Genomic DNA, 14,885 nt, shown 5'->3' on the forward strand with positions numbered 1-14,885 from the left:
GTAATCCGACTTTCGTTTAAAAGCGGATCGGGCGGCCAATTTTTATGCAACATGGACAGCTTCATCAGGAACACATGCGGAGCCGATTTCATAGCATAAGGGAGAGGTAAGCAACTGTACATCATGATTCGGAGGGAATCCAAATGACAGAATTTAAAAACGATCTTCAGAGGCTGCAGGTTCGCGACTTCAATGCGACCGGCATCACGCAAGCTCCTTCTCAACAAGGTCAGCAAGGCGTGGATAACGGCCGCCTGTGCGTAGGCGTATGCTTCTTCTGCATTGGTTTCTGCGGCGGCTGCGGTGGCTGTGGCGGCTGTGGCGGCTGCGGCGGCTGCGTCCGCTGCGGCGCCAACTGCGTGAACTGCGTCCGCTGCGGCGCCAACTGCGTGAATTGCGTCCGCTGCGGCGCCAACTGCGTGAATTGCGTCCGTTGCGGTGCCAACTGCGCGAACTGCCACAACTGCGCACGTTGCCGCTAAACCGCCTACATTGTTCACAAGAGGAGCCCCTATCGGTGTGCATTTGCACCGATGGGGGTTTTTCTGCGGTTTTACCGGGAATGGAGGCATGACGGACAAAATGTATTACATACCCTTAGAGGGAAGCTGTACAAAGCGTATAAGCCTATGGAAGCGGGAGGAGGAACGGAACTTGGAGGCAGCGATGCGTTTGAAAGTGAACGGGGACACGTATTTTGTGCCGGATTCGAGCGGCGGGGTTTATTTTCGCAACAATAGGGGCTCGTTCCGAATGGATGGCAGCGGCATCGACCAGTGGATCGAACAACTGATGCCGATGTTTACCGGCGAGCACACACTTGCGGAGTTGACGGACGGCTTGCCGGAGGAGTACCGGAATCATGTGTACGAAATTGCGAAGGTGCTTGTGGGCAACGGGTATGTTCGGGATGTGAGCGGGGATCGGGAGCATGGGTTGCCGGAACGGATCGTCTTGCACTACAAGCCTCAAGTGGAGTACCTCGATAGTTGTGGCGGTTCGGGTGCCGCGAGGTTTGAAAGCTATCGGCAAAGCCGAGTACTAGCCGCAGGGGAAGGGCCGATTCTAGTCGCACTTGTAGGAGCATTGCTTGATTCCGGCTTGACTCGTTTCGAGCTTCTGGTGACGGATCGGGATGAGACGAATTTGGAGCGGGTGACGGAGCTAGTCAACCATGCCCGGGAAGCGGATCCGGAGGCGGAAGTGCGGGTGATGGCGGCAAAGCAGGGACAACCGGAGGAGTGGCGGGAAACGGTTCGCCCCTTCGACGCAGTATTGTTTGCCGCTCAGCATGAGGATGCGGAGCAGTTGCGGACCGTGCATGCGGCTTGCAGGCAGGAGGGGAAGGTGCTGCTCCCTGCGGTCATCCGCCATCAGACCGGCGTCGCCGGGCCGCTCGTCCGTCCGGATTCGGCGGCGTGCCTGGAATCGGCTTGGCGTCGATTGGATGATTCCGTGCTGCTCCGAGATCCCGAGCACAACACTAGCTCGCCGACGGCCAATGGGATATTGGCGAACGTGATTGCCTTCGAATGGCTGAAGTCGGCAGCAGGAGTGGCGCCACCAGGCGAGCTGGACAACCGGCTGTACCTGCTGGACTTGGAAGCGCTGGAAGGAAGCTGGCACAGTTTCTTACCGCATCCGCTTGCCGGGGACGTGGAGCAGCTAGCGCTGTCGCGCTTGTCGACGGAGATTGAGCTCGAGAATGGGATCACGCTGTCTGAATCTGAGCGCATGTCGGCAACAGAAGTAGATCTAAGTACGCTGCTTGGCTCTTTCGGCCGCCTCACTTCGCCGATCACCGGCGTGTTCCGCGAATGGGGCGAAGGCGAGCTGCGACAGCTGCCGATGTGCCTGTGCCGGGTGCAGTCGGCCGATCCACTGGCGGCAGATCGATCAGGCGCGGCACTTCCGCCGCTCATCTGCGCGGGCATGACGCACGAAGAAGCGAGACGGGAAGCCGGGCTCGCCGGGATCGAGGCTTATGCGGCGCGGCTCGCCGACTGGAGCGGGGCACTAGAGAGCCGCGCAGCAGGAATCGGCGCCGGGGGAACGACGGCGGAAGCGATATGCCGCGGGCTAGCCGCGTCTCTGAACGAACGTCTCGCCGAGCGAGTGAAGGCGGAGCGAGAGCGCACCCCGGTCCTCCCCGTCCGCCTAACTGGAATCGAGGATGAACGATGCGGCTACTATTGGCGTACGCTGGCCATTATGTGCGGGGAGCCGGAAGTCGCGTTGGGTGAGGCGGTGGATGGTTTCCCTACGGTTTGGATTGGCTTGGGAGGCAGTTGGTTCGGGCAAGCCGGCTTGAACCGCACGACGGCTCTCCGCGGCGCGCTGCAGCAAGCGCTGCTGAAGGCGCAGGAGGAAGCTTGGTCTGGCGGGCGAGGGATCGAACTGGCAGCTGTTCATGTGCAGGAGGCGAGACAGAGCATCGCCATCCAAGCTTCAAACGATGCCGATTACCCCGAATTGCTGCGCTCGGCATCGGCGATTGCGGGGCGGAACGGGAAACGGATACGAGCGTTTGATTGTGCCTATGAGCCATTCATGCAGGATACATTGGCGGGCGTAGTCGGTGTCGAGCTGCGAGAGGAGGAGATCGGATGAGCAAAAGTGTCGCGATTATTGGTGACGGGCTGCTGGCGGAAGCGGTTCGAGACCTCTTGTCAGACGATTACAAGCTGCTGCGGCTGTCCGATCCGGCAAATTTGACGGAAGAATCCTCGGTCGAGTTGGCCCTCGTGCTGAGCGACAGCTGGGAGCCGGCAGTCCAAGAAGCGGCGGAGGAACGATGCCAATCGCTCGGGCTTCGTTGGCTGAGAGGCTTCGTCAACCTGGGAGAAGGTGTGGTTGGCCCGTTCGTGAATCCCGGCACCCCGGGTTGCTCGCGCTGTGCGGACACCCGGCGGCATATGGCGGGAAATGACCGGCGCTCGATGTGGGAGCTGCAGCATCAAGTGAGGCAAACCGGCGGCAGGCCCGACCCATGGGCGTCTCGTTCCGCCATCGCTTCGCTTGCCCGGCATGTGGTGGAGGATGTCCGGCGTGTGCTGGAAGGGAGGCGGCCGTTGACGGAAGGCCGGATCCGGCATGTCCGCCTGCAAACGCTCGAGAGCTCCCTGCATGTCGTGCTGCCCGACCCGCAATGCCCGCATTGCAGCCGGTTGCCGGACGACAGTGCGGACGATGCCCGAATCACGCTGCAGCCGAGCCCCAAAATCCGCGAAGACCGCTATCGCTGTCGGCCGATCGAGGAGCTCAAGCAAGTGTTGGCGAAGACGTATTTGGATTACCGAACCGGCCTATTGAACATGAAGATGGCGGATCTGACTTCTCCTTTCGCCGACGCCAGCGTCAACCTGCCCTTATTCGGAGCCGACGAAGGCTGTGCCGGACGGACGCACAACTACGCAGACAGCGAGCTGACCGCCATCCTGGAAGGTCTGGAACGTTACTGCGGCCTGTCGCCTCGCGGGAAACGCACCAAGGTGTTCGACAGCTACAGCAACTTGAAGGAGCAGGCGCTGAACCCGGTGCTGGTCGGGTTCCACGAGCAGGCGCAGTATGACCGAGCGGACTTTCCGTTCGTGCCGTTCGACCCGGATCGCCCCATCGACTGGGTATGGGGCTATTCCTTTCTACAAGAGCGCCCGATTCTCGTTCCGGAGTCGATAGCCTACTACAGCTCGGGCTGCGGCCGAGGCTTTGTGTATGAGACATCCAATGGCTGCGCACTGGGCGGTACGCGGGAAGAGGCGATTTTCTACGGCATTATGGAGACGGTCGAGCGCGATTCGTTCTTGCTTCCTTGGTTCGCCCAGCTGCAGCTCCCCCGGTTGGATCCCGCTACAGCGGACGATGTGGAGCTGTCGCTCATGCTCGAGCGGCTGCGGACGGTGGCCGGTTACGATGTGCATTTGTTCAATTCGACGATGGAGCATGGGATCCCGAGCGTTTGGATGATCGCCAAAAACCGGTCGGACCGGGGGATGAATATCATTTGCGCGGCGGGTGCCCATCCGGATCCTGTTAAAGCCGTGAAAGGAGCGATCCACGAAATCGCGGGTATGGTCGTCCCGTTCAGCGACAAGTTTGAATCCAACCGGGAGCGTTATGCCGAGCTGCTGAACGATCCTTTCCTGGTGCGTGAAATGGAAGATCATTCGATGCTGTACAGCTTGCCGGAGGCGGAGGAAAGGTTCGGCTTTCTAATGGACGGCGCCCGCCCGCTTAGGTCGTTCCGCGACGAATTCGCTCCGCGAGCCAGACATGCGGATTTGACCGACGATTTGAACGAGGCGTTGCAGTCTTTCCGCAGATTGGATATGGATGTGATCGTGGTGGAGCAATCCACGCCAGAGATCCGGAAGCAGGGGCTGCATTGCGTGAAGGTGCTGATCCCGGGGATGCTGCCGATGACGTTCGGCCATCATCTCGTCCGTCTGCAAGGGCTGGATCGCGTGCTGACGGTGCCTGCGCAGCTCGGCTATGTGCAAGAGCCGCTCACGCGCGAGCAGCTCAATCCGAATCCGCATCCATTTCCATAAAGCGAGAGGGGGTCGCTCCATGCACCAGCACTTGCACACCTTTCTCCGCCAGCTCCAGCTTGAACCGGATCGTGTTATGACCCCAGGGTGGCAGGCGGATTGGGAGGATGCACCGCTGCCTTATAAGCTATACCGCGGATTGCCGGCTTACCCGCTGCCAGCGGAAATTCCTTTCAGTCTCGATGGAATCAATCGGGATCGTTCCCGGCAGGCACCCACGCTCTCCGACATCGGCCACCTGCTCTGGCATACGTACGGGCTGACGCAGCTGGCACAGTCGGTTTATAACCCGGGGCAGTCTCAAGCTCTTGGCGAGGCGAGTTTCGTGCAGATCACGTACCGGCGCTTCGTCCCGTCCGGCGGCGGGTTGTACCCGAATGAGCTTTACGTTTACTTGAAGCTCGATGAACTGCCCGCCGGCGTATATCATTACGATACGGCCCATCATCGGCTGATTTTGCTGCGGGAAGGCGACTTTGACCGGTATATCGGCTTGACGATGGGCGAGGACTCGGACGGCATGCGTGGAAGCTTCGGTGCAGCATTCGTATCGACGATGTATTGGAAAAACTTTTTCAAATACAATCATTTCTCCTATCGGTTGCAAGGGTTGGATTCCGGCGTGCTGCTCGGTCAGCTGCTGGAAGTGTCAAAGCGATTCGGTTTCGAGGCGCAAGTCCGCTTTCAATTTCTGGACCGTCCAATGAATCGGCTTCTTGGCCTGGCCGATGAGGAAGAGACTGTGTATGCGATCGTTCCACTGTCGATTGGGGGAGGAGATCGGCGGCCTCTAGGCGGCAAGGAGGCTGTCGACGCGAATTCGTTATGCGGACAACTCGAAGAAGTGCGGTATGAGCATTATGTGCGATCGTTTTATGTGCGGCCTTATCCTATGCTGCTAGAGTTGTCGAAGGCAGCGAAGCAGGAGTCTGCTGCAGCATTTGTGAGTGAAGTCAAGCCAGTGTCCTCGCTCATGGAAGCTCCATTGTTGCAGCTGCCGCCGGCAACTCGCCCCTCTTACGATCTTGGCGTCATTTGCCGCAAGCGACATTCGCCCGAGGCTGACTTCCTATTGCAAGACATCAGCCTGGAGCGGCTCTCCGCACTTCTCCACGAGACGATCGCTTCGTATGCGTATCGCAATGATCTGGACGGCGAGCCGACGGATCGGGCGCCGAGAGTTTCGTTGTACGGCTGCTTCCATCGAGTAGCAGGCATAGCTGACGGGGCTTACCGATACGATCCGTTGGAGCATATGCTGCGGCTCGTTCGTCCGGGAGATCATCGCGCCCGGCTGCAAGCCGGAATGACGCTTCACAACGTCAGCCTGTTCCAAGTGCCGCTCACGTTCCATGTTGCGGGAGACCGCTCCTTTTACAGGGACTCGCTCGGCGTGAGAGGCTACCGAATCGCTCAGATGGAGGCGGGAATGCTCGTGCAGCGCTTGCTGCTAGCGGCCAACGCGCTCGGACTCGGGGGGCGCCCTCTGCTCGGGTTCGACGCAGCAAGCTGCGACGAGCTGTACCGGTTGGAGCCGGCCGGGTTGACCAGCCTGATCCAAATTCCGGTAGGCCCTTCCCGCGGCCGATCGCGGTTGGAGGGCAGTTTGGGGAGCTAGCCCACCAGGACGATGGAACCGCCTCGCGGCTCTGTCGTCCTTTTTCGACATTCCGGTCAAAATAGCAGGAGACACTCCTCGCCAGAGCGAATCCAATAGGGACAACTTTTTACGAGGGGGACAAGAACATATGCTTCATCAAGGCATTCAGTTTCACAATGTAGCGGACCTGGAGCGCCAGGAGGACATTCCCGGCCTCTCTCTGCAGCGGTATCCAAGAGAGCTTCGCGATCAGCTTGGACGAGAGGTTCATGTGATGGGGCGCCGGTCGTCTACCATGTCGAGCGGTTGCGAGATCCGGTTCGTCACGAGCGCCAGGATCGTCTGGATCTATTTATCCGCCTCGTTCACAGACGCTGAAATTGCGGTGTATCACGGCGACTACTTCCATTCTCTGCATACGATAAAGGTCGGCGGTGTCGTGGGCTTGCAGCTGGAGAAGTCCGAGCGGTTGTATGAAATTCAGCCGGATGCGCTGAACCAGGGTCGATTCTCTCCGGACGTTTGGCGCATTGTCGCGTGCCGGGGGATCGGCGGCCTTTCGAGCGTGCAAGTCCGCTTCCATTCGCTGGATTCGCTCGGACACGAGGTGAGGGCGCCGCTGCCGGAGGAGTTGCCTGCCGTTCGTTGGCTGGCTTACGGCTCATCGATCACGATGGGAGCGGGTGCCATTCACCAGCACAATACTTACGTCCAGCATGCAGCGCGCAAGCTCGGAGTCGACGTGTATAATAAAGGCTTGAGCGGCGCCTGCCATTGCGAGCCGGAGACGACGGCTTTCCTGTCCTCGCTGGAGTGGGATGTCGCTACGCTGGAGCTGGGTATCAACATGCGCACCGTCTACAAGACAGAGGAGTTCCGGCAACGGGCGGAGCACTTGGTCCGAGCTTTACTGGACAGCCAGCCGGGCAAGCCGATCTTCCTCATCACCATTTTCCCGAACCGCGCCAACTATTTCTTCAACCAGTCGAACCCGTATACGCTCGCTAACAACGAGTTCAATGAGCAGCTTCGAGACATTCACCGCCTGCTGGATGACCCTAACCTCCACTTGATCGAAGGCAGCGACATTTTGACCGATTTTAGCGGACTGACGTCGGATCTGGTCCATCCTTCCGATTATGGGCACATTTTGATGGGAGAACGACTGGCGGAGCGGATGAAGCCCGTATTACGACAATTTGAGGAGGCAATACGAGCATGAACGTGAATCATAAACCTGATGGCATTCAATTTTACAATGTAGAGGAACTGGAGCAAATCCCGGGCGTACCCGGGTTGACCTTACAGCGTTACCCGGCAGATGTGCGCGAGCGGCTCGGCATCGACGTCTACGATATGGGGCGCCGTTCCGCGACGATGGCGGCCGGCTGCGAGCTGCGCTTCGTTACGGAGTCGAGGCAGGTAAGGCTGTATGTCTCATCCCCGCTTACGGACGGCGAGCTGGTCGTCTACCACGGCGACTATTTCCATTCTATGCATACGGTCAAGGCCGGGGGCGTAGTAGGCTTGTCGCTGCAAAAGCACGACATGTTCCTCCAAGTGACGGAGCAATCGCTCCGAGTCGGACGATTCTCGCCCGATGTGTGGCGCGTCGTCGTCAGTCGTGCATCCGGCGGCGGCACGAGCATTCAGCTGACGTTCCACCATCTGGACACCTTCGGCTACCCGGTGAGAGAGCCTTTGCCGGAGGAAGTGCCGTCCGTGCGCTGGCTGGCCTACGGCTCCTCCATCACGCAAGGCGGTTCGGCGATTCATCAACACGGCACCTATGTACAGCAGGCTGCGCGTAGACTTGGCGTCGATGTATATAATAAAGGGTTGAGCGGGTCTTGTTATATCGAACCCCAAGTCGCCGACTATCTCGCCTCCCTCACGAACTGGGACATCGCCACCCTGGAGCTCGGCGTCAATATGCGCGGCCGGTTTACGACGGAGCAGTTCCGGGAACGCGCCGAATATTTGGTAAGCACGCTGCTCGAGAAACATCCGGACAAGCCGATCGTGCTGCTCACGATTTTTCCGAACGTAGCGACCCGTTTCATTAACGAACCGAATCCCGTCACCTTGGCCAACGAAGCGTTCTGCGAGCAGCTTCGCGATCTCCAGCGTACGCTCGGAGCGCCGAACTTGCATCTGATCGAGGGCAGCGACATTCTGACGGACTTCAGCGGCCTGACGGCGGACCTCGTGCATCCTTCCGACTACGGCCATATGCTGATGGGACAACAGCTGGCGGAACGGCTGCGCGTCATTTTACAAGAGATCAACTAACAGGAGAGACGCCCCGACATGATGGAACTTCTCAAGAAACTATGGAAACCGATAGCGGTGCTCCTCGTCATCTTTATCGCATTTTCGGTAAACGTATGGCTAGGCATAGGCATTATCGCGGCTATGCTGGCCTATTTGCTGTTTGTGAACCGGTCTGCTTTTTATGCGCAAAAAGGGAATCGGGCTTATATCAGCGGCGACATGGACCAAGCGTTGGTCTGGATGGAAAAAGCTTATAGCACCAAGCCGATCCGCCCGCAGCATCAAGTCGGGTACGGGTATTTGCTGCTCAAAACAGGCGATCCGGTCAAAGCCGAGAAGGTGCTGCTGGAGGTCGAAAAAAACGCGAAAACCCGCGATTCGAACATTCAAGTCCATCTGAATCTGGCTACCGCCTATTGGCTGCAAGGACGCCGCGACGAAGCGGTCGCCAAGCTCAAGCAGCAGTTCGAGGACGTGAAAAACTCGGCCGTCTACGGCAATCTGGGCTATATGCTGCTGCTGCACGGGGACCTGGAAGAGGCGCTGGCTTTCAATCGAGAGGCGTACGAGTACAATGACAGCGACATCACGATTGTGGACAATATGGCGCAGACGTATTACATGCTTGGCCGCTACGAGGAAGCGGAAGACATCTACCAGAAAGTGATGGCGAAATCGCCGAAACATGCCGACTCGTATTACTACTACGCGCTTACGCTGCATCAGCTGGGGAAAGAGGAGGAGGCGCGCGAGCAGATCGGCGAAGCCCTGTCGCGCAAGCCGGCGCTTATTACGACACTGACGCAGGAAAGCTTGCAGGGTGTCGCAACTGAATTAGGCTATGAAGCCTCCGTGGAAAGCTGAGTTTCCTTATGGAAATGCTCATGAATCAAGAATTGCAGCCGCGCATTCGCTATACGGACTTGCTCTATTTCCGACAATGGAGAACGGCCCCGCGCATTGTGACGGATTACATGCTGATCTATTTGCAGGAAGGCTCCATGGAGCTGACGGTGAACGGGGAGAAGTACCGGCTAAAGCAGGGGCAATTTTGTTTCGTTCAGCCCGGCATCGTCCATCAAGTCGAATCCGAAGCCGATATCACGATTCTATCCCTGCACTTGGATTTGTTTCCGAACACAGCCGCCAAGGGGGAAGAGGACCCGCTGATCGTTACGCTGGAGCAGGGCGCCGCTCCCCTCACGGCGAATATTCAACCGAGCCTTGCCGCTTATGCGGATATTCACATGCCTGTTGTGCTCCAGCCTGCCAGAAGCGAGTGGATGGTGAAGACGATGGCGCAGGCAATCGAGCACTGGAACCGCAAAAACGCGCTGGACCTGCTGCAAGCTAACGTCAAAGCGGCAGAGATTATGCTGGAGCTGCTGCATCAATATCGGACTAGCGAGTCCTCGGAGCACAAAGCGTCCGCCGACTTGCAGTGGGTACCCGCCTATATGCAGTATCGGTTGGCAGAATCGCTGACCGTCGGGCAGATCGCGCACAAGGCGCTCATGTCCAAATCGTATTTCTCCATGCGGTTTCGCGAGCAATTCGGGCTATCGCCTCATCAATTTTTGCTGAAGCTGCGGCTCGACTATGCGACGGAGCTGCTGCAGGGCACGTCCATACCGCTTCAGGACATCTCCGACAGCTGCGGCTTTTCGAGTGTCCATCATTTTTCGAAAATGTATAAGATTCACCGCGGATGCCCGCCAAGTCGGGTGCGGTCCCAATAAGAAAAAGCGCTTTTGATCAATTTTTCGCTTGTTTTAACAAAGCCAAACGCTTCGGTCGCCTCCTATAATGAGTGTATGAACTACACTTCCATTCAGGAGGCTTTTTATATGACGACATATGTGGGCATCTCGAATCCGCACAGCGTGGGCAAGTACGGCGTCGATCAAAATTCGAAGGTATTGAGACGGTATCGATATATTCATGAGCAGCTGTTCCGCACGGAAGCGGCTCAGCTGCCTGCTCGAGGGCATTGGGATCTGAAGGCGGCGCTCGGCAAACATCTCTATGAGGATGCGGAAGCCGCGGGGGCGCTGCGCGCAAGAGTGCTGGAGCTCCGAACGCCTGCCCCTCATCTGCAGAAAGCGCCGAACCTGGCGTTGTCGCTGCTGTTCGAGGAGCTGATCTTCGCGCAGTCGGATATGGAGCTGCTGGTCGGCATCTACCGGGTCCTGAAGCCGGCGCTTTTGGAAGCGTATGCGCAGCACATGGCGGAGACCCAGCAGCTGGTCGACTATCCGACGATTCGCGTGTTAAGAGGCTTGAGCCTGGATTTGCGCGAGCAAATCGAATGGGGCGAGAGCATGATCGCCCGATTGGAGCAGGAGGGGGAAGCGGCGGAGGAAGCGGCTGAATTCGGGCAGCGCATGGCCGGATATTTGGCCGCGGCGGGCGGAATCAATGGAGAGCTGGGGGCTGCGGCGCAAGTGCCTGCCCGCTGGCGGTCGGGCAAGCCGTATGAAATGCCGAAGAACGCTGTCCGCGATCCGAAGCGGATGGGGGGAACCGCGCTTGGTCGCACGGCGATCCCGAACATCCCGACCGATCCGGTTGCGATCCGCCTGTTCCAGATGATGAAGGGGCGCCAGGAGGAAATGGCGGCCGTGGAAAACTTGGCGAGCATTGTCTACGACCAGAAGGATATGCCTTGGGAGTTTTATCAGGATCTGGCCCGGCATTTGTGGGACGAAGTGAGGCATTCCTTGTTCGGCCAAGCTGCATTGGAAGCCGAAGGCGTCGATTGGAGCGTCTTGCGGCAATATGTCGGCGGCTACGATCCGCTGATCGGCAAGCTGCCAGCCCAGCGGTATGCGGTGCTTAGCATCGCGGTAGAGGAGAAGGCGATGGCACGGCCGGGCAAAGTGTGGGAGTACGAGTTTTGCCGCGATGAAGCGAAACATCCGCTGATGACGCGGTTCCAGGATTACGACTGGGCGGACGAGGTGACCCATGCCGGCTTCGGCCGCAAGTGGACGCCGGAGATGTTCGGCGAGGAGCTGGAATATATTCGCGTAGCGGCGGAGTTGGATTTGAAGGAGCGGGACAGAGTGTTGGAAGTATGGGCCGAGCAGGACGCGGCTAAGACACGTGCTTCGAATGGCTGAGGACCGGTTCCGGAATGTCGTAAACGACGGCTTTAGCGGCAATAAACCAGGATTGGACATGCAAATTACCTTCTGGTCGTTGCATGAATGGGGCAGCGCCGGCAAGCTGTGGTCGTCGCTGGCAGCAGTCGCTCTTGATGAGACGGATGCTGGAATGGTTGGCGGGTAGCAGGCCGACTTCATTCCCAGGGAAAGGAACAGTCAACGCATGAGTGAAGCTTTATTCCGATTGCAACGAGATATCCCGGTAGAGCAGGGGTACGATTTGGTTGTAGCGGGCGGCGGCCCGGCAGGTGTGGCGGCGGCCGTATGTGCGGCCCGGCTGGGCATCCGGGTGCTGCTCGTAGAAGCGACAGGCACGATGGGCGGGATGGGGACATCCGGTCTGGTGACGGCGTTTGACCCGATGGCCAACGGCGAGCGTATGCTTGTAGGCGGCTTGATGAAGGAAATCGTCGAGACGATGTACATGCGAGGCTACATGAGCCCGGGCATCGATCCGAATTGCTGGCGCAAAGATTTTCACAAGTGGTCGCCGTTTCGTGTCGAAGGCTACAAGCGAGTGCTTGATGATATTGTGGTGCAGGCAGGCGTGGAGGTTCGGTTTTTCACGCGGCTGATCGACGTTCATGTGGACTCGGGCAATCGCAAGGTGCATGGCGTCGTCATTCACAATATTGAAGGGTATCGCTACATTTCGGCCAAGACATTCGTCGATTCGACCGGCGACGCAGTGCTGGCGGATTTGTGCGGAGCTACCTGCCGGGAGGCGGGACGGGATACGCAGCATATTATGCCGGCTACGCTTCCGTCTTTGTTCACGAATATCGATTGGGAGAAGAAGAGCGCCGTCGTCGAGCAGAAAGGCGTCGAGGTGCGTCAAGCGATCCAGGATGGGCATTTCACCCAGCCGGACCCGTTTCTGGTCGGGATGTCCAAGGTCGGCGACAATGTCGGGTATTTGAACGGCGGCCATTTGTTCAACTTGAACGCGCTGCGCGTGCGGGATTTGACGGATGGCATCATGTTCGGACGGAAAATCGCCGAGGAGTATCTCCATTTCTACCGCAAATACATCCCGGGCTGCGAAAATCTGGAGCATGTGACGACCGCTTCGCTGATCGGCGTGCGCGAATCGCGGCGTGTCGTGGGCGAGTATGAGCTGGGCATCGATGATTATACCGCCAAACGGGAGTTTCCGGATCAGATCGGGGTGTTCAACAAATTCGTGGACGTCCACCCGTACGATTGCTCGGAAGAAGCTTATCGGATTCATCTGGAGGAAAAGAGCAAACGGTATCTCTTGAAGCCGGGTGAATATTTCGGGATACCGTACGGTGTGCTGGTGCCGAGAGGATGGGACAATCTGTGGGTGGCCGGCCGATGCGCCTCCAGCGATGTGCTCGTGCACGGCTCGATCCGGGTGCAGCCCGCCTGCTCGATGATGGGGCAAGCGGCAGGCACCGCGGCGGCGCAATCGATCCGAACCGGCCGTCCGGCCTATGAGCTGGACACGGAAGAGCTGGTGCATACGCTGCGTGAGGCGGATGCGTTTTTGCCGCAGGTCCGTTTGAGCCGATCGATGACCAGACAATAAGAGTAGATGGATCACTAATGGAGAGGTGGATGTTAAGGATGGCTAACCAATTTTCGTTCCAAAGACAAGTAGAAACCTATGCGAAGGCCGACGTCATCGTCATTGGAGGCGGACCGGCGGGTACCGCTGCGGCGATCAGCGCTTCCAGGCTGGGCAAAAAAGTCATTTTGCTGGAGAGATCCGGGCAGCTTGGCGGTATGGGCACCTTGGGCAACGTGAGCATCTTTATGCCGATCGGCAATGTTACGGGCATTTATCGCGAGATGATCGCGGAAGTGCTGAGCGAGTATTTGCCGGAGCAGCATGATGTTTCGATTGCCCCTCAATATTCTCCTTTTGTCCTAAGGTACTATTTGAATGAGAAAATGAAAAAGGAAAACGTGGAGGTATGCTTCCATACGGAATTTGTCGGTGTCGTCCAGGAGGGCAGACAGGTGAAGGCGGTCGTGGCGGCGACTCGCGAAGGGCTTCGAGCGTTTGAAGGCGGTCAATTCATCGATTGTACGGGGGATGCGCGCGTGGCGCTCGATGCAGGCGTGCCGTACACCTCGGGGCGGGAAGAGGACGGCTTGACCCAGCCGATGACGCTTATGTTCATGATGCAGAATACGGGCAAGCCGGTGAATTCGATTTTGCCGGAGGGCTGCTACTACTACGAGAACAAATCGGATTTGCCGCAAGGCCGCCATCTGTTCTGGGAGCGAAACAAGGACGGCAATTTGCTCGTCAATATGACCCGGGTCAAAGGAAACGGCGCCAAAATTGCCGATGTCAACTATGCCGAAACGGAGGCGCTGCGGCAGGTGTTCTCTGTCGTACATTATTTGCAGCGCAACGGGTTCGAGAACTACGCGCTTGCGCATATCGCCGGGCAAGTCGGCGTGCGCGAGACGAATCAGATCGTCGGACTGTATACGCTCACGGAGCAGGATGTTTTGGAGGGGAGACGTTTTGCGGACGTGGTAGCTCAGACGAATTATGAGATCGACATCCATAGCCCTGACGGTAAGAAAACGTGCGACGAGCGTCATGTCGACGGCTACGACATTCCCTATCGTACGATGGTTCCGGAGGCTGTCGACAACCTGCTGGTCGCTGGGCGGGCCATCTCCGCCACCCACGTGGCGATGTCCTCGATGCGCGTGCAGGCAACTTGTTACGCGCTTGGCCAAGCGGCGGGCATCGCGGCTTCGCTTGCCTTCGCCGACGGATGTCCGACCCGCGACATCTCGATCGCCGCGCTCCAGGACGTGCTGCTGCAGCAGGATGCGGTGCTGAAATTCGCGCCTGAAGCTGAAGGCGTCTAAGGTCTGGTGCCGGCAATCCTGACGTTCACCCACGTAAGGTACAGCCTCCTTCAATTGGAGGATGAAAGTTGGCTAAGGAGCCTGGCCTAGCTAACTCCATGCTACTGTAGTCCGATTTTTCCTGACTAGGCAGCACCCGCACAGCGTGATTGGAGCTCCAGTCCGAATCCACCCACTTGCAATGGCATTTTTACGTACCGCTTGCAGAACCCCCCGCTCCAATTCGGCAAAATCGGACTGGGGAGCAAATCCAGACTACGAGCAGCCCTGCAGTCCGACTTTTTCGGACTTCATACAAAGGTTCTCTGTAGAAAGGGAACCCATCCTGAAGTAAAAGTAAACACCTATGCAAGAGGACCTGATCGGTGTCTTTCCGATCAGGTATTTCATAACATGCGCGCCTAGCCAAGTTAGGCACAACTAGCCGGTGCAAGT

General features: G+C 58.1%; 12 protein-coding genes. All 12 read left to right on the forward strand.

Features of this window, described 5'->3' with window-relative positions:
• The first annotated feature begins 143 nt into the window (after positions 1 to 143).
• The 12 genes from PKO02S_RS33870 (at position 144) to PKO02S_RS12250 (ending at position 14,450) form a co-directional block, all read left to right on the forward strand.
• A complete protein-coding gene (locus PKO02S_RS33870; protein WP_127583087.1) occupies positions 144 to 482 on the forward strand; it encodes a heterocycloanthracin/sonorensin family bacteriocin in 339 nt (112 codons plus the stop codon).
• A 172-nt stretch (positions 483 to 654) separates the two neighbouring features.
• Complete coding sequence (locus PKO02S_RS12200) at positions 655 to 2,610, forward strand: putative thiazole-containing bacteriocin maturation protein (RefSeq protein WP_127583090.1); 1,956 nt, start codon at positions 655 to 657, stop codon at positions 2,608 to 2,610.
• Entirely contained in the window at positions 2,607 to 4,550 is a 1,944-nt protein-coding gene (locus tag PKO02S_RS12205) for a TOMM precursor leader peptide-binding protein (protein WP_127583092.1), read from the forward strand. Before PKO02S_RS12200 ends, PKO02S_RS12205 begins: the two co-directional genes overlap by 4 nt.
• Before the next feature lie 19 nt (positions 4,551 to 4,569).
• On the forward strand, positions 4,570 to 6,168 hold the full coding sequence (locus tag PKO02S_RS12210) for a SagB family peptide dehydrogenase (protein ID WP_127583094.1): 1,599 nt from the start codon (positions 4,570 to 4,572) through the stop codon (positions 6,166 to 6,168).
• Positions 6,169 to 6,298: 130 nt separating this feature from the next.
• Positions 6,299 to 7,372, forward strand: coding sequence for an SGNH/GDSL hydrolase family protein (locus PKO02S_RS12215; RefSeq protein ID WP_127583096.1), 1,074 nt, complete (start codon positions 6,299 to 6,301; stop codon positions 7,370 to 7,372).
• Complete coding sequence (locus PKO02S_RS12220; RefSeq protein ID WP_127583098.1) at positions 7,369 to 8,442, forward strand: SGNH/GDSL hydrolase family protein; 1,074 nt, start codon at positions 7,369 to 7,371, stop codon at positions 8,440 to 8,442. The genes PKO02S_RS12215 and PKO02S_RS12220 overlap by 4 nt, the downstream gene beginning before the upstream one ends.
• 18 nt (positions 8,443 to 8,460) lie before the next feature.
• Positions 8,461 to 9,288 (forward strand): tetratricopeptide repeat protein, encoded by an 828-nt coding sequence (locus PKO02S_RS12225; protein ID WP_127583100.1) that lies wholly within the window; start codon positions 8,461 to 8,463, stop codon positions 9,286 to 9,288.
• A gap of 20 nt (positions 9,289 to 9,308) precedes the next feature.
• Positions 9,309 to 10,163 carry an AraC family transcriptional regulator gene (locus PKO02S_RS12230; RefSeq protein ID WP_164821415.1) on the forward strand — a complete coding sequence of 285 codons (855 nt, stop codon included), beginning with the start codon at positions 9,309 to 9,311 and terminating at the stop codon, positions 10,161 to 10,163.
• 108 nt (positions 10,164 to 10,271) lie between these two features.
• Positions 10,272 to 11,546 (forward strand): hypothetical protein, encoded by a 1,275-nt coding sequence (locus PKO02S_RS12235; protein ID WP_127583104.1) that lies wholly within the window; start codon positions 10,272 to 10,274, stop codon positions 11,544 to 11,546.
• Positions 11,530 to 11,715 carry a hypothetical protein gene (locus PKO02S_RS12240; RefSeq protein WP_127583107.1) on the forward strand — a complete coding sequence of 62 codons (186 nt, stop codon included), beginning with the start codon at positions 11,530 to 11,532 and terminating at the stop codon, positions 11,713 to 11,715. Before PKO02S_RS12235 ends, PKO02S_RS12240 begins: the two co-directional genes overlap by 17 nt.
• 39 nt (positions 11,716 to 11,754) lie before the next feature.
• On the forward strand, positions 11,755 to 13,143 hold the full coding sequence (locus tag PKO02S_RS12245) for an FAD-dependent oxidoreductase (RefSeq protein WP_127583109.1): 1,389 nt from the start codon (positions 11,755 to 11,757) through the stop codon (positions 13,141 to 13,143).
• 38 nt (positions 13,144 to 13,181) lie between these two features.
• The gene (locus PKO02S_RS12250; RefSeq protein WP_127583111.1) at positions 13,182 to 14,450 is read left to right on the forward strand and encodes an FAD-dependent oxidoreductase; all 1,269 of its coding nucleotides are present in this window, start codon (positions 13,182 to 13,184) and stop codon (positions 14,448 to 14,450) included.
• Positions 14,451 to 14,885: the final 435 nt, after the last annotated feature.

The sequence above is a fragment of the Paenibacillus koleovorans NBRC 103111 genome (genome assembly GCF_004000845.1).
GTDB classification, from domain to species: domain Bacteria; phylum Bacillota; class Bacilli; order Paenibacillales; family NBRC-103111; genus Paenibacillus_AA; species Paenibacillus_AA koleovorans.